The following is a 21,567-nucleotide window of genomic DNA, read 5'->3' as shown; positions in this document are numbered from 1 at the left end:
AAAGGACGGTGCCGTAAGCGCCGTCCTTTGGTTTTGTCGCTATGCAATTATTATAATACAGTTTTGGTTACAGTGCAACGATAATCTTATCCTGCATGCCTTCCGGAAGCTCTTCTTTATCCATGGAGACACTTAATACGAGGTAATGTTATACTGCTTGCCAATGCCTTCCAGCTGTTCAACACAATCTGTGATGTCCTCTCCTTCCAGTTTTGCTACTTTCAGGAAGCTGTCGAGATAAACGCTTGCGAGATCGTGGTCCTGAGAAACGATACCGCAGATAAATCCGATAAATTCATCACTGTTTTTCAGAGGATAGTCGGTTGCGGAAATCAGACGTACTTTGTTGTTTAATTCAAACATGTGCTTTGTGCTCTTGTCAATATACACGATATTTCCGTTTGCGGTTTTTACCTCTGCATTTACTTTGTCTAACAGCTGTTTTGTTTTGCCTTTTCCCTTCTTGCCTACAATTAATTGAACCATAGCAGTTTCCTCCTTAGATTAGAATAAGATATTTTCACCAAAAACCTTTAAGTTCATGGTTTAATTATAGTACAATTCACTAACGTTTTCAATGGTAAAATGAAAAAATTCTGAAAAATCTTCTAATTCGCAGGGAAAGGAGCTCTGTTTTTCTGAACGGATACGACAATCTCCCGGATAGGCAGAAAAAACGCCGTCCGGGGGATTGCAAAAAGATTACGTCAGGAGTTGATATTGGAAAGAAGAGTGTTCATGTCCTCGTACAGTTCCACTTTTGTTGATGCATGAAGAATGACAGAGATAAACGGTTCTCCGTATGCATTCTGGGATACCAGTGCCAGGCAGGAACCGGCCTCATCGGTCGTTCCGGTTTTTCCGCCGAGCACCGTCACATTTTCCGGTGCGTTTTTCTCTCCGGTCAGATATTTGTCCGTGGAGCTTAAATAGATCGTTCCCGCCGTACCGTCCGCATGCGTCATGTTCAGCGTGTAGGAAGACATTGACATCGTATTCTGGAATTCCGTATGCTGATAGGCAGCATACAGCATCAGATAAACATCATATGCAGTAGTGTAATGATTCTCATTGTGAAGACCGTGCGGGTTTGCAAAATGCGTACCGGTCATGGCAAGGGAAGCTGCCTTATCGTTCATCATCTGAACGAAATTCTCTACACTTCCGCCTACCTGGCGGGCAATCGCCATAGCAGCATCGTTGGCAGAATAAATCAACAATGCATGGAAAAGCTGATCCATCGTTACCGTATCGCCCACGGCCAGTCCACTCATCTGGGATCCATCTTCCAGCGCAAGATCCTCTTCTGTGATCGTTACCTGCGTATCCGGCTGGTTGTATTCCATGGCAAGGAGAGCCGTCATGATCTTCGTGATGCTGGCTGGGTAGACCTGATCATACATATTCTGCGCGAACAATACTTTTTTGTGATCCAGATCAAACAGTCCGGCCTTTACCTGTGAAGAAAACGAGATATCATTCAGCGGTACGCTCGTCTCACCGACACAGAGATCGGCAGAGAGCGTTTCAGCCTGAAACCGTTTTTCTGCCGAAAGCGGATCGGAGGCGAGCACCATACTTCGCGCAAACGGCTCTGTAATGTCCATCTGGCGGTCCTGACGGTACAGTTTCACACCGATCAGAACCGCAATAACAGCAACACAGACACCCGCGCCGATGATCAGGCGGTTTAAAATATGTTCGGTTTTTTCCGGAGCAGTCCCGTTTTTCTCCGTTACAGGCAGTTTCTGTTCTTTTTCTGTAGTATTAGTCGTTTCTCCGGTAGATTTCACGCCAGTCCATTTCTCCTCTGTCTAATGATTTGATCAGCATTTCTGCCGTTGCAAGATTGGTGGCAAGCGGAATGCTGTGTACGTCGCAGAGACGGATAATCCGATGGACATCCGGCTCATGCTGTTTCGGCTGTTCCGGATCCCGCAGGAAAATCACAAGATCCAGATCATTCTGTTCAATCTGAGAACCCATCTGCTGAACGCCTCCAACGTGTCCAGCCAGATATTTGCGGACGTTAAGTCCGGTTGCCTCTTCTACCAGACGGCCGGAAGTTCCGGTTGCGTAAAGAGTATGCTTGGCAAGTACCGAGCGGTAGGCGATACACAAGTTCTGAAGCAGCGTTTTTTTTGCATCATGCGCGATCAATCCGATGTTCATTGATGGTTTTCCTCCTTAGTAATTCATAGTTTCTGGTTACAAAATCCCGGTTCTGCAGTCCGACATTCAGGACAAGCCCCATTCCGATGTAAAGTGTTACAAGGGAGGTCAGTCCATAGCTGACGAACGGAAGCGGTGTACCGGTGTTCGGCAGGATTCCGGTTGCAACACTGATATTCAGAAAGCTCTGAAAGGCAATTAGTCCTGCCATACCGCAGCAGATCAACGTTCCTGACAGATCTTTTGCTTTCCGGGAAGTCCGGATGCATTCGACGAGAATCAGGAACAGGAGCAGGATGATTCCGCAGCATCCAAAGAAACCAAGTTCCTCTCCTGCCACTGCAAAAATAAAGTCATTATGGTTCTGGGAAACGAAATTTCCCTTATTTGCGGAAGAAACTTTATTGTTGTTGAGTCCTTTTCCGGTCAGCTTTCCGGAACCGATGGCTGTAATGGAATTCTGCTGCTGGAGACGGCCGTCGGCGTTGTCGGCATCATCGCTTAACCAGTCCTGAATCCGCCCAAGCTGATAGCCAATCGTCTTGTCAAGAGCCGCCGGAAGCTGGAAATTCACCTGCGTAATGACAAGCAGGAGCGCAAGTACCAGTGCTGAACCGGAAACCAGAACAACGGCGATAACTTTGTAGCTTAAGCCCGCCACATACATCATAAAGCAGAACAGAACCATGACCGTAATCGTATTTTTTAAATCCGGCTGACGGTAAATCATAACGAGCGGCGGAATCAGAAGCCCGATCGCGGTAAAAATGGTTTTCGCCGTATTCAGATCTTCTTCATGCTTCATCAGAAACATCGCAAAAAACATGATCAGAAAGATTTTTGACAGCTCGGTCGGCTGAAACTGAAAGCTTCCGATCTGAATCCAACGGGTCGCACCAAACGTGTTTTTTGCGGTAGAACCTCCGAGATAAAGAACGCCAAGCATCATCAGATTTCCGATGTAAAGAACCCAGTAAAAATTCAGAAGCCAGCTATAGTCAAGCAAAGAGACAATAATCATGATGACTACGCCTAATACGACTCCGATGGCCTGTTTTTTCTGATCTGCACTGTCTGCACTTCCGATCAGAAGCACACCAATGATGCTGATGGCAATCAGAAGAATGACCAGTCGGAAATTATAATTTTTCAGCTTATATCGTCTTAACATGATACTCCTCGTTTCTTTTCAATGGTATTTTCGCTGTCAGTATAACAGGGGTTGTTTGTGTAATGGTGACGGAAATTTCATCCGCCTCAACGGTAAGGTATTTTCCTGCAGCAGCAGAAAGATCATTTTTCAGCATCTGAAGCGATGCCGGAGAACAGTTCAGACGTTCTGCCATTAAAAGATTGGACAGACGTTCTTTTGCAACGAGGCCGGAGTGCGGCTTTCTGCCTGAAAATAAACCCATACCAGTTCCCTCCTATCGCCCGAATACGCGGCGGAAAAATCCCTTTTTGCTGTCAAGATCCAGGTAGGGAACACTCTCCCCGAGGATCCTGTGGCTGATATTCGTAAAGGCCTCTCCTGCCTTGGAACCGCTTCCAGCGATCGCTTCGCCCTGGTTGGTGGCGATTACTACCTGCTCATCATCGGGCAGAATGCCGAGCAGCGGGACAGCAAGAATTTCCTGTACATCATCCACCGACATCATTTCACCGCGTTTTACCATATCCGGCCGGATACGGTTGATGACAAGAGAGATATCCCTCAGATCCTGCGCCTCCAGAAGGCCGATGATTCGATCCGCGTCCCGGATGGCCGAAACCTCCGGCGTAGTCACAACAATTGCCTTATTGGCACCGGCAACTGCATTTGCAAATCCCTGCTCAATGCCTGCCGGACAGTCAAGAAGAACAAAATCAAAGCTCTGTTTTATTCATCGCAGAGTTTTTTCATCTGCTCGGGCGTTACGCTTGTCTTGTCCCTCGTCTGGGCAGACGGGAGAAGGTAGAGCTGCTCGTACCGTTTGTCGCGGATTAGCGCCTGCTTCATCCGGCAGTTGCCCTCCACAACATCCACAAGATTGTAGACAATCCGGTTTTCAAGGCCGAGCACGACATCCAGGTTTCGAAGACCGATGTCGGTATCTACCATCACAACTTTCTTTCCAAGCTGTGCCAGCCCGATTCCGATATTTGCTGCGGTTGTCGTCTTTCCGACGCCGCCTTTTCCTGATGTAATTACAATGACTTCACTCATCTGGAACCTCCTTGTTGAAAACTGTTCTGCATTTTCATGCCGCAGGATGCGTCCAAACCTTTGTTTAAAAACGCATCCTTTCTCTTTTGCAGCTTTCTTCCCAGGCTTCGTTTCTGCCGGAAAAATTCCTTAGTCTGCTCTCACGCTTGCAACACCGTTGGAGTTTGCCTGACCGGACAGAATATCGTCTGAGAGGCCATAGTAATAATCTAAGATATCCTTAGCTACCAACTCTGCGTTCATAGAAGAATATCCAAACGGAATGCGGACGGCAAGAGCAATATCGTCTCTGCTCTCATAGTGAGAGAAGCCGATAAACAGTCCATGGTTTGCACGTGTACGGTCTTCCTGCGCGGTACCGGTTTTTCCGGAAAGCTCTACCGGCCAGGATTCCGGGAAAATGGCCGCATTGGATACGCTGATTACTTTTCGCATGCCTTCGTGTACCAGATCCCAGATGTTGGAATCAACATCCATTTCTGAATTTACCGTCGGGCCGAAATCTGCACCCATATCGATGTCATTGCCATCCGAATCCGTTGCTTTCTGCAGAAGGGAAAGATTATAAACCGTACCGGAATTTGCAATCGTTGTGACATAGCGTGCAAGCTGTGTCGTCGTATAGTTGTTGGTACCCTGACCAATCGAGGAAGGGATCGGGAGGGAATCGGTTACATTCGGATCGGTTTCCGAAATTTCGATTCCAGTCTTTTCATCCAGCTTAAACATATCGGCATATTTCTGGATCATTTCCAGAGAGCGCTTCTGTTTAAAGGTGCCGTTCTCATCGAGTCCCAGACGATATCCAAGCGTACAGAAGAACACGTTGCAGGAGTTCTGGATGGCACCGACAATGTTCAGATCTCCGTGGCCGCTCAACTGATGGCAGTGGACATAGTCAGATTCGTTGACAAGTCCTTCCCCGAACAGACCGTTGCAGTTGATGGTACTGGTCGGAGTAATTATGCCTTCGCTTAATCCGGCAACCGCCATCAGCGGTTTAAAGGTGGAACCAGGAGCCGTCTTCTGCTGGGTTGCTTTGTTGTACAGCGGGCTGGATTCATCGGTATTCAATTTTGCCCAGTATGCGGTATCCATCTGGTTTGCCAGGCGGTTGTTGTCGTAGCCAGGATAGGAAACACAGGCTAAAATAGCACCGGTATTCGGGTCCGTAATGACAGCAGAACCGGAACACGGATCGAGTGCAAGCTGTGCCGGGGTGATTTCCAGTTTGGCGATTTTATCGGACAGAAGCTGGAACGGTGTCATATTTCCTGCAACATAAGCGGCATAATCGTCATCCTCTTTCGTCAGAAGGTTCTGATCATACATCAGATTGCAGATATCATAGCCATCGAGCATATCCTGCAGCAGCATATAGTGATACATCTTTTTTGCAAATGTTGTATTGTTTGCCAGACGGTCCAGAATAACCTCCGTCAGCTTCTGATAAACCTCCTGAGAATCCAGGTAGGCATCATCCTGCGTCAGTGCTGAGACATCAATCCAGTTCTGGCTTGCCGCATACGTCAGATAATCACGAAGAGAAATCGTTCCGTCATTCCATGCCTGATAGGTGGCGTCTTTCTCATCAATTGCTGTTGAAGAAAGAATACCCATCGTACTGGAAAGCAGCTTATCCACGATGAAGGTCTCATATTCCTGCATTTCATCGCTGAGGTCGTTGTAAACGGTTGCTGTTTCAACGGTCAGTTCCTGCGTAATCTCGGCAAGCACCTGCTGGAGCTTCTGCTGGAACAGTGCATAGATCCGCTGCTCACGCTCCGTGGCATCCGCCGCCGAGAAATGGGAAATATCAATCGTGCTGTTTTCGATCAGTGCATTGTATACATCGTAAATTGGAATCGGAACGGCATCCGTATTGGCAAGTGTTGAGGTATCAACGGATTTTACATCACTCAGATACTGTTTCAGAATGCCGGCAATTCTCTGTTCCAGAATTTTATATACCGCAATCTGCAGGTCATAATCAATCGAAAGATAGACGTTATTTCCCTGTTTTGGCTCAACCAGGGATCCTTCTACCGTTTCCAGCTCTTTTCCGACGTTATTAACGATAATCTCTTCTGATCCGTCGGTTCCCTGAAGGATTGTCTCCATATACTGTTCCAGACCAGATTTTCCGACGATGGATTCCGTGGAATACGTTTCTTCTTTTCCCTGGCTCTTCAGCTCTTCATTCAGTTCTGTCAGCTCGTCTGAGGACGCCTGGCCCGTATAACCGATCAGAGAGGAAAAATACTTTCCGTCATAATATACACGCTCGGAATCTTCCGAAATGCTGACACCCTGCAGAACATCTTCATTCTCTGCAATCGATGCAGTTGTATTGCTGCTGACGCCGGAAGCAACTGTCACGCGGACATACTTCTGATAATTCGTCTGTTTCATCTTATAGCGGATCACCAGAATTTCCAGACGCTCCTGATTGGAAAGAGAAAGGACCGCATTTCCGGATTCGTCTGTCTGGTATGGAAGACCATACTCTTCAAAATCTTTGGCAGAATATGCGTATTTTTCATCGTCAGAATAGGCATCCAGGCCAAAGCCGTCCGGTCCGGCAAGAAATGTCATCAGCGTTTCGGCACTGGAACTCTTCTGTTCTGCCGTCATATCGTCGATTTTCTTCTGTCCATAAATGTCTGCACGGAAACGGTCGCGGGTCGTTCCCTCTTCACCTGTAAAAACAAACGCACCGTTCTCATCCACTTCAATCGGGAAGGTGCTGGTGTCAATCGAGTCTCCGTTTGCACGAATCAGCTTACAGAGACGATAGAGTTCTGCGTTCAGAGAGAGAATACGTTCTTTTGTCGTGTTGTACGTTCCGTTATCCTCGATGGTTACGGAGTAGGAAACCTTATTTCCAGCGATCAGTTTTCCGTTCCGGTCATAAATATTTCCTCTTGTACTATCAAGGGTTCTGGTTTTTGTGATTTGCAGTTCAAAATTATCCGCATACTCTTCTCCATGCACCACCTGCAGGATAAAAAGTCTTCCGATCAGGACGGCAAACATAGCAAGGAAAACCACACCAAGCAATAGGGTGCGGTTTTCACCGAGTCTGCGGAAAAGTTTTCTTATCTTCTTAGCCATGGCGACTGTTGTCCTTCCATTTCATTTTCGGTCAGTTTACGGTTGATGATAAATAAAAGCCGGTAAAGCAGAATGGAGAGCACTACCGTGTATACCATTTCCGGCAGAATAATATGCGCCAGATAATCGAAAAAGTGCAGGCGCACGCGCAGCAGGAACTGCAGCACATACATCAGCAGACTGTAGACAAGATCGCTGGCAGCGACCAGTACAATGTGTACCTTAATATCATCGTCATAGAAGACTTTGCAGAAAAAGCCATTCAGATAACCGATATACATGTAGAGCAGTGCGTAAAATCCAAACAGGCTGCCGTAGAACAGATCAATCATCAGACCGCTGAAAAATCCGACCATCAGTCCCTCTTTTTTTCCGCGCATCAGCCCAAAGGCGGACGTCAGAATCAGAAGAAGGTTCGGCGTTACGGACGCGATCTGAAAATACTGAAATACAGTTGTCTGTAACAGGAAAGCTGCCAGAATCAGAAAGGCAAGCGTGATTTTTCTGCGCATTTACTCTCCTCCCTGCTGTTTTAATTCTTTGATCACGAGAACTTCCTGAATATGTTGAAAATCCACAACAGGAATGATGTATCCCTTTTTCGTCAGGTGATTGGAGTCCTCGGTGATTTCACTGACATAGCCGATCAGAATACCGCGGAGGTATTTATCACTGATGTTCGATGTCACAATCTTTTCGCCCTCAGCTACCGTGTCGGTTGTATTCAGCTGGGAAAAGGCAAGCTTTCCGTTGCTGATCAGGCGCAGATCACCCGATACAATACACGTATCCGAGGTAGATGCTGTCATGGCGCTCACGGAACTGGAGTCATCAATGATAGAGCGGACAGTAGCGGAATTGGAACTTACCTCCTCAACAAGTCCAACAAGGCCGCCGTCTGCAATAACGTTCATATCTTTCTGAATCCCGTCATTTGATCCTTTGTTGATGACAAAGGTATCATACCAGTTGCCCGGATCCTTTGAGATGACCTGTGCTGCTACTTTTTCATATTCCGAGTAGGACTGGTCCAGCTGATACAGCTCCTGAAGACGCTGCAGCTCCTGCTGCTCCTGTACAAGCTGATTGTTTTCCTCAGTCAGATCCGTGACCTTCTGTTCAAGCTCCTCTTTCTCGGCAGACAGTTTTTTGACGTTCTGGAAACCGGTCAGACAGTCTGTCAAATACGCACCGATCTGGTTAATTCCGTTCTGAAACGGGATGATCACAAAGCCTGCGGCTTCCCGGATCGGCGTGACCGGCATTTTGTCTGCTGCACTGCCTAAAATGCCGGAGAGACACAGGAACGTCATGATGAAAAGTAAATGTTTGCTTTTTAGCTGAAATTTTTTCTTCTTATTCATAGCGGGTCCTTTTTGATAGATTTACTTCTTTTTATTTACCGTGTAAGCCCAGCGATGCAGCGCATCGTGCGTGATCAGTTCCTTGAGCCCACAGATGGTACAGAGGTCATAATACTGGGAAAGCTGCACCGGACAGCCGAGCTGTCTCGAAAGATAGCGGTCAATGTTCGGAATCCTTGTGCTTCCGCCGGTGATGTAAATACCCTCTTTCTGGATATGATCGTGGATCTGCGGCGGTGTACGCTCCAGCGCATGCTTGATTTCCTCGCCGATCTCATTAACACCGGAAAGGAGTGCTTCGTTTACGAGGGAAGAAGTAATGATCCCTTCCATTGGAAGACCGGATGCACCATCTACGCCGCGCACCTTCCGCGCCTCTTTTTTGTCTGTTCCAAGATCCGCCAGCGCAATCTTGACACGTTTGGCTGTTTTGGAGCCAATCTGGAAATTGTTTTTGCGGCGGTTCAGATTGCATATCGATTCGTTGAACTGTTTTCCGCCTACCGGGATGATTCTGGAAAAAATAACCCTCGCGTTGGCGATAACAGAAATCTCTGTGCTCTGCGCTCCGATGTTGACAATCATGGAACCCTTCGTGCGGTTGATCGGAATGCCAAGTGCCAGCGCATCCGCGATTGGTTTATCCACAAGATACATGCGGCAGTTTTTTAAGGCTCCCTTATGTGCAATCGTATAATAAGAACGCCGTTCAATCTCTGTCATATCGCAGGGAACTGAAAAATACAGCTCCGGGCGGTATCCCATGTGGCGCGTACAGCGGTGGAGAAGCGTGTGCAAAACGGCTTCTACCATCAATACATTCGCAATGCGTCCGTTGCTCATGGGGGTAATTACCTCGATATTGGAAGGCGTTCTCTCGTGCATTTCATATGCGTAATTTCCAACGGCAATCACCTGTTCGCGGTTGCGTATGGCAATCATATTTTTTTCTTTTGTGATTGTGTCTTTCTTCAGGTCATAGATTTTGACGGTACTGGTGCCAAGGTCTATGCCGTATACATTTCGAATCTGCATCGTGCTCCTTTAACTTGTTCCCTTCCTTTGGGCATTTCTGCCTCGGATTTTCGGGATCAGATTCCCTGTTCCAGCATACTGGTATAACAGTGATCCCCGATAATAATGTGATCCAGCAGGGTAATGCCGAGCATTTCGCCCGCCCGCCGGATCTGCCGTGTCACGGTAATATCGTCACCGCTTGGTTCCGGGATTCCGCTTGGATGGTTGTGAACCAGCAGAATATGAACCGCACGGAACTGCAGTGCCGCAAGAAAAAGCTCCCGCGGCGAAATCATCGTCGCATTGACCGTTCCTCTTGTGATTTCCTTTTCTCCGAGAAGCTGATTTTTTGTGTCCAGCATCATGCAGAGAAGAACCTCCTGATCCTCGTGGCGGAGACGTTCCATGTAATAATCCGCAATGGAAGCCGGATCATGAAAGCAGAGACCTTTTCTTGCTCCGGCCGCGGCCATTCGTTTGGAAAGCTCACCGATGCACTGGAGCTGGATCGCTTTTACTTCCCCGACTCCGCGGATCTGCAGAAGTTCCTGTCTTGTACAGTGATAGAGTCCTAACAGGCCCTCCTCTTTTCCGGGAAGGGAAAGAATTTCTCTTGCGAGCTCCAGGGATGTTTTTCCCCTTGCCCCACATCGTAAAATGACAGCCAGAAGCTCCGCGTCGGAAAGGCTTTCCGGGCCGTTTTCCAGGCATTTTTCATATGGCTGTTCCATCGTCGGCAGGTTTCGTAATCCATTTTTTCTCATGTATTCCTCCCACCACTCTTCCGGGAATTTTCATGGAATACATTGGTTTGAATCACCCATCATTCTAGCACAACTTTCCGCAGATGTATAGGAATTATGAAAAATTCATATATTTTTTTGCAATTTCCTCTGCCGTTTTTAATCCGTCCATGGCTGCGGAAGTGATGCCTCCCGCATAGCCTGCGCCCTCTCCGCACGGGTAAAGACCGGTAAGCGACGGACTTTCGAGCGTTTCATTTCTTACAATGCGGACCGGTGACGAGGTACGCGCTTCCACGCCGGAAAGAACGGCGTCCGGACGGGAAAAGCCGTGGATTTTCCGCTCAGATGCACGAATGCCTTCCACAAGGGAGTCTCCGATAAACGTCGGAAGAACTTCCCGCAGATTGGCGAAAGTCCATTCTCCGCAGATGGAAGGGGTTACCTCTCCAAGTGCTGTAGAAACTCTGTTTTCACAGAAATCACCAAAAAGCTGCACCGGAACTTTGCCTTTTCCGGCTTCCCACGCAGCGTGTTCAAGCGCTCTCTGGAATGCCACACCATCGAGTACGTCCGGCGTTCCCTCTACATGGTACGGGCGGTAGTCTTCCGGTGTTACGGTGACAATCATAGCGCTGTTCGCATTTTTACCTTCCCGGTCAGAATAACTCATACCGTTGACGCAGGTGCGTTCCGCTTCCGAGGATGCGTTGACAACATAGCCGCCGGGACACATGCAGAATGAGTACACACCTCTTCCGTTTTCACACTGATTGGTGAGCTTATACGGTGCTGCCCCAAGGAAATCCGGTGCCTCCGGTCCGTACTGATCCTCCGTGATCATCTTCTGCGGATGCTCAATGCGGACGCCGACAGCGAAGGATTTTGCTTCCATGGAGATCTTATTTTCGCAGAGTTTAAAGAAGGTATCGCGTGCAGAGTGGCCGATCGCAAGGACTGCAGTCTCCGCGGCAATCTTCTCGGTTTCATTGACGGTTACAGAAGTGAGTCTGCCGTTTTCAATCCCAAAGTCCGTCACTTTTGCTCCGAAACGGACTTCTCCGCCCCATGCCTCGATCTTTTTCCGCATTGTTGTCACAATTCCGATGAGCTGATCGGTGCCAAGGTGCGGTTTCTGATCGTACAGAATTTCTTCCGGTGCCCCGCATTCCGTGAAGATCCGGAGTACCTCACGGTTTCTGCCGGATGGATCCTTCACCGAAGTGTTTAATTTTCCATCCGAAAACGTACCGGCGCCGCCCTCTCCGAACTGTACGTTCGATTCCGGGTTCAGAACGCCGGTTTTCCAGAACGCATCGACACTTTTCTTTCTCTGTTCTGCAGATTCGCCGCGCTCCAGAACGAGCGGACGGTAGCCATGCTTTGCGAGAACATAGGCACAAAAAAGCCCTGCCGGACCGCTTCCGATAATAACCGGCCGGTGAACAAGAGTCTGTTCTCCGGATTTTGGGAACACATATGGCTTTTTCTCCGCTTTTACGATCTGGTTATTTTTCGCCTTCCGCAGTACGGCGTTCTCATCTTTTACTTTTACATCAAGCTGATAAACGTATTTTAATTCGGATTTCTTTCTGGCATCAATTGAGCGGCGTAAGAGCTCAATTTCCTGCAGATCGTGTTTTCCGATTTTCAGTGTTTTTCTTATTTTCTGTTCCAGTTCCTCCTGTGTGTGGGTGACTGGAAGCTTTAATTGCTGTATCCGAATCATGCATGTTCTCCTGCTGCAGCTCTTCCGGCTGCACTTCCGCTGGACCAGGCCCACTGGAGATTGTAGCCGCCGCAGACGCCGTCGACGTCCAGGGCTTCTCCCGCAAAGAAAATACCAGGGTGCTGTACCGATTCCAGAGAATCCGTAAGCTGGTCGAGCGTGATGCCGCCCGCACACACCTGGGCTTTTCCAAAGTCGGTCTGGCCGGTGATCTGTAAACGATATGATTTGATGGCGCCTGCCATTTCTTCCGGAATCTTTTTCTTTCCGATCAGAACCGGAATGAGTTTTTCCGGAAGAAGGCCGATCAGAAGCTCTTTTGGCGCTTTATACGGGCAGATTTCCTGCCGTCTGACAAATTCTGCAGTAAGCTCCGATTCCGTCAGTTCCGGAAAGAAGTCTACGAGAAGTTCAGCGCGTTTTTTCTGCATGCAGGCGCGCACAGCGAACCGGGAAATCTGGAATACCGGGATGCCGGAGACACCGTAGTCGGTAAGCTGCAGCTCTCCCTGTTCCGTCAGAATCTCCTGATTTTCAACCAGAAGCGTAATCTTCGCGCGCACCCGAACACCCGCCCAGGAGGAAAACTGGTTTCCTTTGCAGCGGAGCGGGCAGAGGGCCGGGAAAAACGGAATCGAAGCGAGCTGAAGCTGATCGGCAAATCGAAGTGTATCTCCGTCGGAACCGGCGATCTGGGAAGCACAGCTTCCGCAGCAGATGATGACGCTGTCAGCCGGGTACTGCCATCCTTCGGTGCGCACCAGATAACCATTTTCGGCTTTTTCCACTGCAACAGCCGTTTCCCGTGTCTTGATTTTTACCTTTCGGAATCTGGCTTCCAAAATCAGCAGCTCAAGAACGGACTGTGCCTGCTCGCTGGCCGGATAAAGCCAGCCTTCACGGCTCCGGATGCGGATGCCGAGCTGTTCAAAAAACTGTTCGGTGTCCTGTTCGGTAAACTGTTCGAGAACCCGTGATGCACGCTCCTGATTTCCCGTGCGGTAGCACGATGCATCCTGATAACGATTGGTAAAATTACACCGTCCGTTTCCGGTCGCAAGAAGCTTTCTGCCCGGTTTATCGTTCTTTTCCAGAACGGTGACCGCGGCACCGAGACGTGAGGCCCAAATTGCCGCCATCAGTCCGCTCGCGCCGCCGCCGATAATTACCACATTTTTTGCCATTATAATGTCACCATACCGGCATCGACGAGTTTCTGAAGACTCATCAGAATACCGAATTTTGCGTGCTGCCACGTAAGCCCACCCTGAAAATAGACAGCGTACGGCGGTTTGATCGGGCCATCGGCAGAAAGTTCAATGGAAGAGCCCTGCACGAAAGCGCCAGCTGCCATGATAACTGGGCTGTCGTAACCTGGCATATCCCAAGGTTCCGGGGAAACGAAGCTGTCGACCGGGGCAGCTGCCTGGATACCCTGGCAGAATGCGATGACGCCTTCCGGTTTTCCAAAGGTTACCGCCTGAATGATGTCGTGACGGCTCTCGGTTCCGTTTGGAACAACGGCAAATCCCAGTTTCTCATAAACATTTGCAGCAAAGACAGCACCTTTTAATGCCGCTGCGGTAACGGTCGGTGCCAGGAAGAATCCCTGGTAGAAGGAACCGTTCACACCGAGTGTTGCGCCAACCTCTTTTCCAAGTCCCGGGGAGAGCAGACGGTATGCTGCATTTTCCACGTACTTTTTCTTTCCAACAATGTAACCGCCGGCCGGAGCCAGTCCGCCGCCCGGGTTTTTGATCAGGGATCCGACCATCAGATCTGCACCGACATTGGTCGGTTCGATCGTCTCCACGAACTCGCCGTAGCAGTTATCGACCATACAGATGACATCTGGTTTGATATTTTTAATAAATGCAATCAGTTCACCGATGCGGGTAACAGAAAGCGTCGGTCTGGTCTGATATCCTTTCGACCTCTGAATCGTCACCATCTTTGTCTTTTTGTTGATGGCATTTTTGATTCCTTCGTAATCGAAAGAGCCGTCCTCTTTTAAATCTACCTGGCGGTAAGTTACGCCATATTCCGCAAGAGATCCGACGGACGGGCGGATGCCGATCACTTCCTCAAGGGTGTCGTACGGTTTTCCAACAGGAGAAAGCAGTTCGTCGCCCGGGCGGAGATTTCCGGAAAGCGCCGTTGCAAGCGCATGGGTTCCGCAGGCGATCTGCGGGCGTACCAGTGCATCCTCAGTGCCGAAGCACGTTGCATAGACCTGCTCCAGCGTATCACGTCCCAGGTCATTGTATCCGTATCCTGTGGTTCCATATAAGCATGCCTCGCTGACCTTGCTTGCCTGCATGGCGTGGATGACCTTTAACTGGTTGTATTCTGCGATTTCATCAATTTTTGCAAAACGCTCTTTTAATTCTTCCTCAATTTTCGTTCCAAATGCGAAAACCTCTTTGGAAATGCCAAGTGTGCTGTACATAGCAGCTTTTTCTGTCAACATGATTGTTCTCCTTCTTCCTTTGCATCGGCCGAAACGATTTCGTTCCAGCGATCCAGCATATATGATAATATTTTTTCTTCGTCGTAGTCAAAATCCGGCTTGTTCAGCCAGATCACATCCTTTTCCCGTCGGAACCAGGTCAGCTGCCGTTTGGCAAAATGACGGGTGTCCCGCTTGATGATATAGACGGCCTCCTCCAGCGTGCATTCGCCCGCAAGATACGGGAACAGTTCTTTGTAGCCCAGTCCCTGCATGGAGACAAGATCTCTTGTGTATCCCATTTTTTCAAACGGAAAACTTCATCAACCAGTCCGTCGCGGATCATCTGATCGACGCGCTTGTCAATGCGGTCATACAGAATCGAACGTTCGTCGTTCAGCACAAAATAAGCAGAACAGTACGGAGATTCCTTCTGCTTCTGCTCCTCGTTGTGCTCCGAAATCTTCTGTCCTGTCTCGTGATAATATTCCAGCGCCCGGATTACACGTTTTACATTATTCGGGTGAATCGTCTCCGCGGAAGCAGGATCAACCTCGGAAAGTTCCCGGTACAGTTCTGCCGCGCCTTCCTCCGTTGCTGCTTTTTCTTCCAGCTGTTTCCGGATCGGCAGTTCACCGTGCGATTCCGTAAAATCAACTTCTTTTAAAAGCGCCTGGATATAAAAGCCGGTGCCGCCCGTCACGATCGGAATCTGTCCGGCGGCGTATATTTTTTCCATCGCTTCATGCGCCAGTTCCACAAACTTCACGACGTGAAACTCTTCGGAAGGATCGAGCACATCGATCAGATAATGCGGAACGCCGCACATCTCCTCCGGGCGGATTTTGGCAGATCCGATATCCATATGGCGGTAGACCTGCATGGAATCCGCGGAGATAATGGCCCCATTCACCGCTTTGGCAAGCGAAATCGACAGCTTCGTCTTGCCGACAGCGGTCGGACCGGTCAGGATAATCAAAGGTTTTTTCAAAAAAATCACCTACACAATTCTCTTAAATTTCTTTTCCAGTTCCCGTTTCGAGAGGGAAATGATCGTCGCCGGCCGTGCGGGCAGTGATACGGATCTTCGAGCGTCAAAAGCTCGGCAATGAGCTGCTCCGCCTCTGCATAGGAAAGATGATTGTTGCCCTTTACGGCGGCCTTGCACGACATCGTCGCCAGACGGTCTTTTAAAATCTCCAGCGGCTTTTCGCGGACCTCCTCAAGATTGTCGAGAATCTCGATAAACAGCTCCTCCGTCGCAATACCGTACAGGTTGTGCGGCACGGCGTTGATCGCATAGTCTTTTCCGCCGAACGGGGAAATTTCGTAGCCGAAGGACTGGAAAACGTCCATGTAACGGGTCACAAGATCTGCTTCCTGCGGCGTTAAGGAGACGATCAGCGGAGGACTCACCATCTGGGAGGTGACGTTCTTTTCCCGGTAATTTTTCATCATCCGCTCGAACAGTACCTTTTCGTGCGCGGCATGCTGATCGATGATGTAGAGATTCTCGCCGTACTGAATCAGCCAGTACGTATCGAAAACCTGGCCGATGATGCGGTGCGATTTCTCTGCCTCCGGGGTAAGAAACTGCTCATCAAAGAGCTGCATCTGGCCTTCTGGCTCAGGCGAAGCAGATGCAGATGAGGATTCTTCCAGCATGGAAGATACCGTTGGAGCTGCATCTGGCTCCTGCTGATGCTGTATTGTGTCCGCGTTTGAGAGGTCTGCCGTCTTTGGTACGTTTCCTGCACCCGGCTCAAACAGTTCTTCCTCTTCCCGCGTCATTCCCGTCATCTGCTGAACCGGCACATACGTTTTCGCTGCGCGGTATCCATTTCGTTCCACCTCCGGGAAAATTGGCATTCTTCTGCTCTGGCTGGAAACCGGCTCCACCGGAAGGGACTGCCGTGCAAAGCCTTCTTTTACCTGCCGTTTCTGCTCGAACGGTTCCGGAACAACAATCTGTTCTTTCCGTGCCGCTTTTTCCTCTGCTTTCCGTTCCCTGTCGGAAGAAAGCGAAACCTTCACAATCTGCTCCCTGTGATTCAGCGCACCTGAGATCATATCGCGCATCTGGCGGTAAATCTCCTCCTGATGAGAAAAACGAAGTTCCATCTTCGTCGGATGCACATTGACATCCACCGCCTCTCCATCCATCTGTACATAGAACAGCGTAAACGGATATTTATGCTGCATCATCGATGTCTGATATCCGTCCTCAATCGCACGGGCGAGCAGCTTGCTCCGCACATACCGTCCATTCACGTAATAATTTTCAAAATTCCGGTTTCCCCTCGAGATCACCGGTTTTCCAATAAAACCATCAATCGTCATCAGCGGGCTTTCCGAGTGAATCTCGATCAGCTCCCGCGCGATGTCGCGGCCGTAAATATTATAGACCAGTTCTTTTAAATTCCGGTTGCCGCTCGTATGGAGCTTCACCTGTGAATTCACCATATATTTAAACGAAATCCCCGGATGCGACAGAGCGAGCTGCTCCACCACAGAAGTCACCGCATTTGCCTCCGTAACCGGCGTTTTTAAGAATTTCTGACGAGCCGGCGTGTTGTAAAAAAGATTCCGGACCAGAAAGGTTGTTCCGGTCGGGGCACCGACCTCCTCATTGGCCTTCTCCGCGCCGCCCTCAATCACATACCGCGTTCCCGTCAGCGCATCCGGCGTTTTCGTAATCATCTCGATCTGCGCAACCGCCGAGATACTCGAGAGCGCCTCGCCGCGGAAGCCAAGAGATGCAATCTGCACGAGTTCTTCCACGGAACGGATCTTGCTCGTCGCGTGGCGCAGAAAAGCGAGCGGCACCTGTTCGGCCGGAATGCCGCTTCCATTGTCCGTGATCCGCACCAGCGAGATACCGCCGTCGCGGATTTCCACGGTGATCGCCGTCGCACCGGCGTCCATTGCATTTTCCACCAGCTCCTTTACCACGGAAGCCGGCCGTTCCACGACCTCACCGGCCGCAATTTTATCGATCGTATTCTGATCCAGTACTGCTATGGTAGCCATGTTGTTCCTTTCTGTTTCGGATTGATTCTAACTTATGTTCTGATCCAGCATTCCCCTATTTCCAGCGGTTTTTCACCTTTCCCTGGAAACGGTACAGGGTATTTAAAGCATCCATCGGTGTCATATTCGAGATATCAAGCTCCGAGAGCTCTTTGATGATATCATCGTCCTGCACCGTATCGAACAGCGACATCTGTGCCATATCGACCTCGTCGTAGTGAACAGGCTTTGCCTTCGGTTTCTTCTGCATGGTCAGATCCTTGACCGCAGCAGTGATATCGGCATCGCTCAACTGCTCCACCAGCTCCTGCGCCCGGGAGAGCACTGACTCCGGCACTCCCGCAAGACGCGCTACCTGGATACCGTAGCTCTTATCTGCGCCGCCCTGTACAATTTTACGCAGGAATACGATATCGTCGCCCTTTTCCTTAACGGCAATACAGTAGTTGTGCACGCCCGGAAGCTTTCCTTCAAGCTCAGTCAGCTCATGGTAATGCGTAGCGAACAGTGTCTTTGCGCCGAGCAGCTTCGGATTCGCCACATGCTCAATCACCGCCCAGGCGATCGAAAGACCGTCGAACGTACTCGTTCCTCTTCCGATCTCATCGAGAATCAGCAGACTGTTCGAGGTTGCATTCCGAAGAATATTCGCCACCTCCGTCATCTCAACCATAAACGTACTCTGGCCGCTTGCCAGGTCATCGGATGCGCCGACACGGGTAAAGATCCGGTCCACAATACCGATGTTTGCCTTCGAAGCCGGAACAAACGAACCGATCTGTGCCATCAGCACAATGAGGGCCGTCTGGCGCATATACGTCGATTTACCGGCCATGTTCGGTCCGGTGATGACGGAAACGCGGTGGTCACCGTTGTCAAGCATGGTATCGTTTGCGATAAACATATCGTTTGGAATCATCTTCTCGACCACTGGGTGACGGCCGTCCTTGATATCAATCTTTCCGCGGCTGTTCAGCTTCGGACGCACATAGTGGTTGTGCTCGGCAACGTAGGAAAGCGATGCATACACATCGAGCCGTGCCAGAGCCTGCGCCGTGCGCTGAATCCGCTCCGCCTCACCGGCAACCGTATCGCGCACCGTACAGAAAAGATCGTATTCCAACGCATACAGTTTATCCTCCGCACCGAGAATCGTATCCTCGAGTTCCTTCAGACGCGGGGTAATGTAGCGCTCCGCATTCGTCAACGTCTGTTTTCTCGTATAGTAATCCGGGACAAGATCTTTAAACGAGTTCGTGACCTCCAGATAATAGCCGAATACCTTGTTGTATTTGACCTTCATATTTTTGATGCCGGTTTTCTCGCGCTCACTTGCCTCAAGCTCACTCAGCCACTGTTTGCCCTCGGTCTTGGCGTGACGGTAATTATCGACCATCTCGTTGTAGCCATCCTTGATCATACCGCCGTCGCGCATCAGATACGGCGGATCATCGACGATTGCCGCATCGACAAGCTGATAGAGGTCTTCCAGAGGGTCGAGATCCTCCTGAATCTGCGCCAAAGCGCCGCCGTCAAACGAGTTTAAGAGCTGCTTGATGTAAGGCAGCATCTGCAGCGACGATTTAAAGGCGATCAGGTCACGCGGATTCGCGGACTGGTAGCTGATTCTTCCGACGAGACGCTCAAGGTCATAAACCGGACGGAGGTATTCACGGATTTCCTCGCGGATCATCGCCTGCCCCGTTAGAGCCTCTACAGCATCGAGTCTTGCATTGATTTCATCCTCGTCGATCAATGGCTGCTCCACGTAGCTTCGCAGAAGACGCGCGCCCATCGCCGTGCGGGTTTTGTCGAGAACCCAGAGGAGGGAGCCGCGTTTCTGCTTCTCCCGCAGCGTTTCCACCAGTTCCAGATTCCGGCGGCTGGAGCTGTCGATCAGCATATATTTGTCCGTCACATACGGTGTAATCGAGTTCATGTGAGACAGATCCGATTTCTGTGTCTCGTGCAGATACTGGAACAGCGCACCGGCTGCAATTGTTCCGCAGTTGTAATCGGCGATGCCAAGGCCTTCCATCGTAGCAGCATGGAACTGTTCCTGCAGCGTACGGCGCAGATATCATCGTCGAAATACCAGTCTTCCAATGCATTCACGCAGATATGAAGGCGGGTCCGGAGATCCTCCACATCGATCCCGCAGAGCAGGAACGACTGATTGCAGATGATTTCCGCCGGCATAAACTTCGTGATCTCATCCACCAGGCGGCGCGGCTTGTCCATTTCCGTGACGAGGCACTGGCCGGTCGAGATATCTGCTGTAGAGATACCGAAGCATCCCTCCATGCAGACGATCGACATGATGTAGTTGTTCTTCGTCTCATCAAGTCCCTGCGGGATCAGCGTCGTACCCGGTGTGACAACGCGGATGACTTCGCGCTTTACCATGCCCTTTGCCTGTTTCGGGTCCTCCATCTGCTCGCAGATCGCAACCTTATGGCCGTTCTCTACAAGACGGTTGATATACCCTTCTGCAGCGTGATACGGGATACCGCACATCGGAGCGCGCTCCTCCATGCCGCAGTCCTTTCCGGTCAGCGTAAGCTCAAGTTCTTTGGATACCAGGGTGGCATCCTCGAAGAACATTTCGTAGAAATCACCTAAGCGGTAAAACAAAATGGTATTAGCTGGGTCAGTCAAGCCCGTCTTCGTCTGGCAATAATGTACCATCATAGGCGAAAGCTTCTCACACTGATCCAGCGCATCCTGTGCTGTCACAGGCCGCGTGGACATCAGTGCCGGCGCTTTTACCGCTGTGTTTTTTGTTTCTGTATCGTTCATTTGTATTTCATACCTTTTCTCAAGAATAAATATAAGAAGTATAACAAACGTCATACCTGCACAATTTTAGCATGAAACCAGAAATTGTGCAAGATTCACAAGCGTATAAAATGCCCCCTTCCTGTCAGTGGTTTTTTCTCAAAACCAGCCGTCCAGGAAGCGAGCATTCCCTTTAATTTTTCTTTTTTTGTCTCCATTTTGAGAAAGACGAACCAATCAACAGGATCAGCACAAAAACAACGGCAACCGTTTCATAAATCTGCACGCCGGTGTTGACAGGATTGTCGTCAATTGAGCGGTAATCGCGCTCCAGACGCCACAGCATCGCCATCCGGTCCATGAAATCAATCTGCCGCGCGCCGTCCGTCTCGGTCTTAAAGACGGCACAGTAAAGATTCGTGTACCACTGATCAAGAAGACTGACCCCGGATCGCCCGATCTTTCCGCTGCCGATCTCCTCGTCATTTTCATCATACAGAATCCTGCCGCTTCTCGAACTCTGGTAATCGAGCGGCGTTTCATCTACATCAAGGAAAATCAGTCTTGTATCTTTTCCATAGGAGGTATCCACATACTGCTCCTGCGCATAGCCAAGACACGTACCGGATGCGTCGTAATAGCCGTACGTCGTGCCGGAGCCTTCTCTGTCATTGATGGGCTCATCCTCCACATAGTCAATCGAAAACCACTCCTCATCGTTGATATAGACCGTATTCTTCTGAAGATAGCCCGCCACTTTTCCGTCTGCCACAATCTTCGTCTTTCGTTTACTTCCATACAGGTCAAAGTAGATTTCTATGGTTTCTGCCGATGTAAGCGCCTCTTTTGCCTCATCCGCAGTTGCAAACTCAGATTCCGGCACTTTTTCTTTTCCGCAGCCGCCAAGCACCAGAGCGGCGGCAAGAAAAAGACCAGCGGCTGTATATATTCTCTTTTTCAACTGC

At 49.7% G+C, this 21,567-nt stretch carries 14 protein-coding genes and 4 pseudogenes; all 18 read right to left on the bottom strand.

Going from position 1 to position 21,567, the window contains the following annotated elements; all coding sequences use genetic code 11:
• Nucleotides 1-67 precede the first annotated feature (67 nt).
• A pseudogene (locus DWZ60_RS05225) lies at nucleotides 68-486 on the bottom strand (twitching motility protein PilT).
• 221 nt (nucleotides 487-707) lie between these two features.
• Nucleotides 708-1,793 (bottom strand): D-alanyl-D-alanine carboxypeptidase family protein, encoded by a 1,086-nt coding sequence (locus tag DWZ60_RS05220; protein WP_242998322.1) that lies wholly within the window; start codon nucleotides 1,791-1,793, stop codon nucleotides 708-710.
• Nucleotides 1,768-2,172, bottom strand: a complete 405-nt coding sequence (gene mgsA / locus DWZ60_RS05215) for a methylglyoxal synthase (protein WP_022462855.1) — start codon at nucleotides 2,170-2,172, stop codon at nucleotides 1,768-1,770. The genes DWZ60_RS05220 and mgsA overlap by 26 nt, the downstream gene beginning before the upstream one ends.
• On the bottom strand, nucleotides 2,147-3,343 hold the full coding sequence (locus DWZ60_RS05210; protein ID WP_022462854.1) for an FtsW/RodA/SpoVE family cell cycle protein: 1,197 nt from the start codon (nucleotides 3,341-3,343) through the stop codon (nucleotides 2,147-2,149). The genes mgsA and DWZ60_RS05210 overlap by 26 nt, the downstream gene beginning before the upstream one ends.
• Nucleotides 3,327-3,587, bottom strand: a complete 261-nt coding sequence (locus tag DWZ60_RS05205; protein ID WP_022462853.1) for a cell division topological specificity factor MinE — start codon at nucleotides 3,585-3,587, stop codon at nucleotides 3,327-3,329. The genes DWZ60_RS05210 and DWZ60_RS05205 overlap by 17 nt, the downstream gene beginning before the upstream one ends.
• A gap of 12 nt (nucleotides 3,588-3,599) precedes the next feature.
• A pseudogene (minD, locus tag DWZ60_RS05200) lies at nucleotides 3,600-4,378 on the bottom strand (septum site-determining protein MinD).
• Nucleotides 4,379-4,507: 129 nt separating this feature from the next.
• Nucleotides 4,508-7,492, bottom strand: coding sequence for a penicillin-binding transpeptidase domain-containing protein (locus DWZ60_RS05195; protein WP_117801154.1), 2,985 nt, complete (start codon nucleotides 7,490-7,492; stop codon nucleotides 4,508-4,510).
• Nucleotides 7,477-8,004, bottom strand: a complete 528-nt coding sequence (gene mreD / locus DWZ60_RS05190; protein ID WP_022462850.1) for a rod shape-determining protein MreD — start codon at nucleotides 8,002-8,004, stop codon at nucleotides 7,477-7,479. The genes DWZ60_RS05195 and mreD overlap by 16 nt, the downstream gene beginning before the upstream one ends.
• Nucleotides 8,005-8,856 carry a rod shape-determining protein MreC gene (gene mreC, locus DWZ60_RS05185; protein WP_117801156.1) on the bottom strand — a complete coding sequence of 284 codons (852 nt, stop codon included), beginning with the start codon at nucleotides 8,854-8,856 and terminating at the stop codon, nucleotides 8,005-8,007.
• Between the two features lie 21 nt (nucleotides 8,857-8,877).
• Nucleotides 8,878-9,891: a rod shape-determining protein gene (locus tag DWZ60_RS05180; protein WP_055217830.1), complete on the bottom strand. Its 1,014-nt coding sequence runs from the start codon at nucleotides 9,889-9,891 to the stop codon at nucleotides 8,878-8,880.
• A gap of 56 nt (nucleotides 9,892-9,947) precedes the next feature.
• Complete coding sequence (gene radC, locus DWZ60_RS05175; protein ID WP_022462847.1) at nucleotides 9,948-10,637, bottom strand: RadC family protein; 690 nt, start codon at nucleotides 10,635-10,637, stop codon at nucleotides 9,948-9,950.
• 94 nt (nucleotides 10,638-10,731) lie between these two features.
• Nucleotides 10,732-12,345, bottom strand: coding sequence for an NAD(P)/FAD-dependent oxidoreductase (locus tag DWZ60_RS05170; RefSeq protein ID WP_055228138.1), 1,614 nt, complete (start codon nucleotides 12,343-12,345; stop codon nucleotides 10,732-10,734).
• Nucleotides 12,342-13,529, bottom strand: coding sequence for an NAD(P)/FAD-dependent oxidoreductase (locus DWZ60_RS05165; protein ID WP_199607166.1), 1,188 nt, complete (start codon nucleotides 13,527-13,529; stop codon nucleotides 12,342-12,344). Before DWZ60_RS05165 ends, DWZ60_RS05170 begins: the two co-directional genes overlap by 4 nt.
• Nucleotides 13,529-14,815 carry a methionine gamma-lyase family protein gene (locus DWZ60_RS05160; RefSeq protein ID WP_055228136.1) on the bottom strand — a complete coding sequence of 429 codons (1,287 nt, stop codon included), beginning with the start codon at nucleotides 14,813-14,815 and terminating at the stop codon, nucleotides 13,529-13,531. Before DWZ60_RS05160 ends, DWZ60_RS05165 begins: the two co-directional genes overlap by 1 nt.
• Nucleotides 14,809-15,785 (bottom strand): annotated as a pseudogene (miaA, locus tag DWZ60_RS05155) (tRNA (adenosine(37)-N6)-dimethylallyltransferase MiaA). Before miaA ends, DWZ60_RS05160 begins: the two are co-directional and overlap by 7 nt.
• A gap of 5 nt (nucleotides 15,786-15,790) precedes the next feature.
• The gene (gene mutL, locus DWZ60_RS05150) at nucleotides 15,791-17,824 is read right to left on the bottom strand and encodes a DNA mismatch repair endonuclease MutL (protein WP_119221352.1); all 2,034 of its coding nucleotides are present in this window, start codon (nucleotides 17,822-17,824) and stop codon (nucleotides 15,791-15,793) included.
• Nucleotides 17,825-17,879: 55 nt separating this feature from the next.
• A pseudogene (gene mutS / locus DWZ60_RS05145) lies at nucleotides 17,880-20,515 on the bottom strand (DNA mismatch repair protein MutS).
• 280 nt (nucleotides 20,516-20,795) lie between these two features.
• Nucleotides 20,796-21,563, bottom strand: coding sequence for a hypothetical protein (locus DWZ60_RS05140; RefSeq protein ID WP_117761510.1), 768 nt, complete (start codon nucleotides 21,561-21,563; stop codon nucleotides 20,796-20,798).
• Nucleotides 21,564-21,567 lie beyond the last annotated feature (4 nt).

The organism is Blautia sp. AF34-10, from assembly GCF_003477865.1.
GTDB lineage: Bacteria > Bacillota > Clostridia > Lachnospirales > Lachnospiraceae > Fusicatenibacter > Fusicatenibacter saccharivorans.
The sequence above is the reverse complement of the archived record's forward strand: the minus strand, read 5'-3'. Positions and strand labels throughout refer to the sequence as shown.

Excerpts from the sequence above, each read along its gene's own strand:
- mgsA (WP_022462855.1), bottom strand. The coding sequence starts at position 2,172 with ATGAACATCGGATTGATCGCGCATGATGCAAAAAAAACGCTGCTTCAG.
- DWZ60_RS05210 (WP_022462854.1), bottom strand. The coding sequence starts at position 3,343 with ATGTTAAGACGATATAAGCTGAAAAATTATAATTTCCGACTGGTCATT.
- DWZ60_RS05205 (WP_022462853.1), bottom strand. The coding sequence starts at position 3,587 with ATGGGTTTATTTTCAGGCAGAAAGCCGCACTCCGGCCTCGTTGCAAAA.
- DWZ60_RS05195 (WP_117801154.1), bottom strand. The coding sequence starts at position 7,492 with ATGGCTAAGAAGATAAGAAAACTTTTCCGCAGACTCGGTGAAAACCGC.
- mreD (WP_022462850.1), bottom strand. The coding sequence starts at position 8,004 with ATGCGCAGAAAAATCACGCTTGCCTTTCTGATTCTGGCAGCTTTCCTG.
- mreC (WP_117801156.1), bottom strand. The coding sequence starts at position 8,856 with ATGAATAAGAAGAAAAAATTTCAGCTAAAAAGCAAACATTTACTTTTC.
- DWZ60_RS05180 (WP_055217830.1), bottom strand. The coding sequence starts at position 9,891 with ATGCAGATTCGAAATGTATACGGCATAGACCTTGGCACCAGTACCGTC.
- radC (WP_022462847.1), bottom strand. The coding sequence starts at position 10,637 with ATGAGAAAAAATGGATTACGAAACCTGCCGACGATGGAACAGCCATAT.
- DWZ60_RS05170 (WP_055228138.1), bottom strand. The coding sequence starts at position 12,345 with ATGATTCGGATACAGCAATTAAAGCTTCCAGTCACCCACACACAGGAG.
- DWZ60_RS05165 (WP_199607166.1), bottom strand. The coding sequence starts at position 13,529 with ATGGCAAAAAATGTGGTAATTATCGGCGGCGGCGCGAGCGGACTGATG.
- DWZ60_RS05160 (WP_055228136.1), bottom strand. The coding sequence starts at position 14,815 with ATGTTGACAGAAAAAGCTGCTATGTACAGCACACTTGGCATTTCCAAA.
- mutL (WP_119221352.1), bottom strand. The coding sequence starts at position 17,824 with ATGGCTACCATAGCAGTACTGGATCAGAATACGATCGATAAAATTGCG.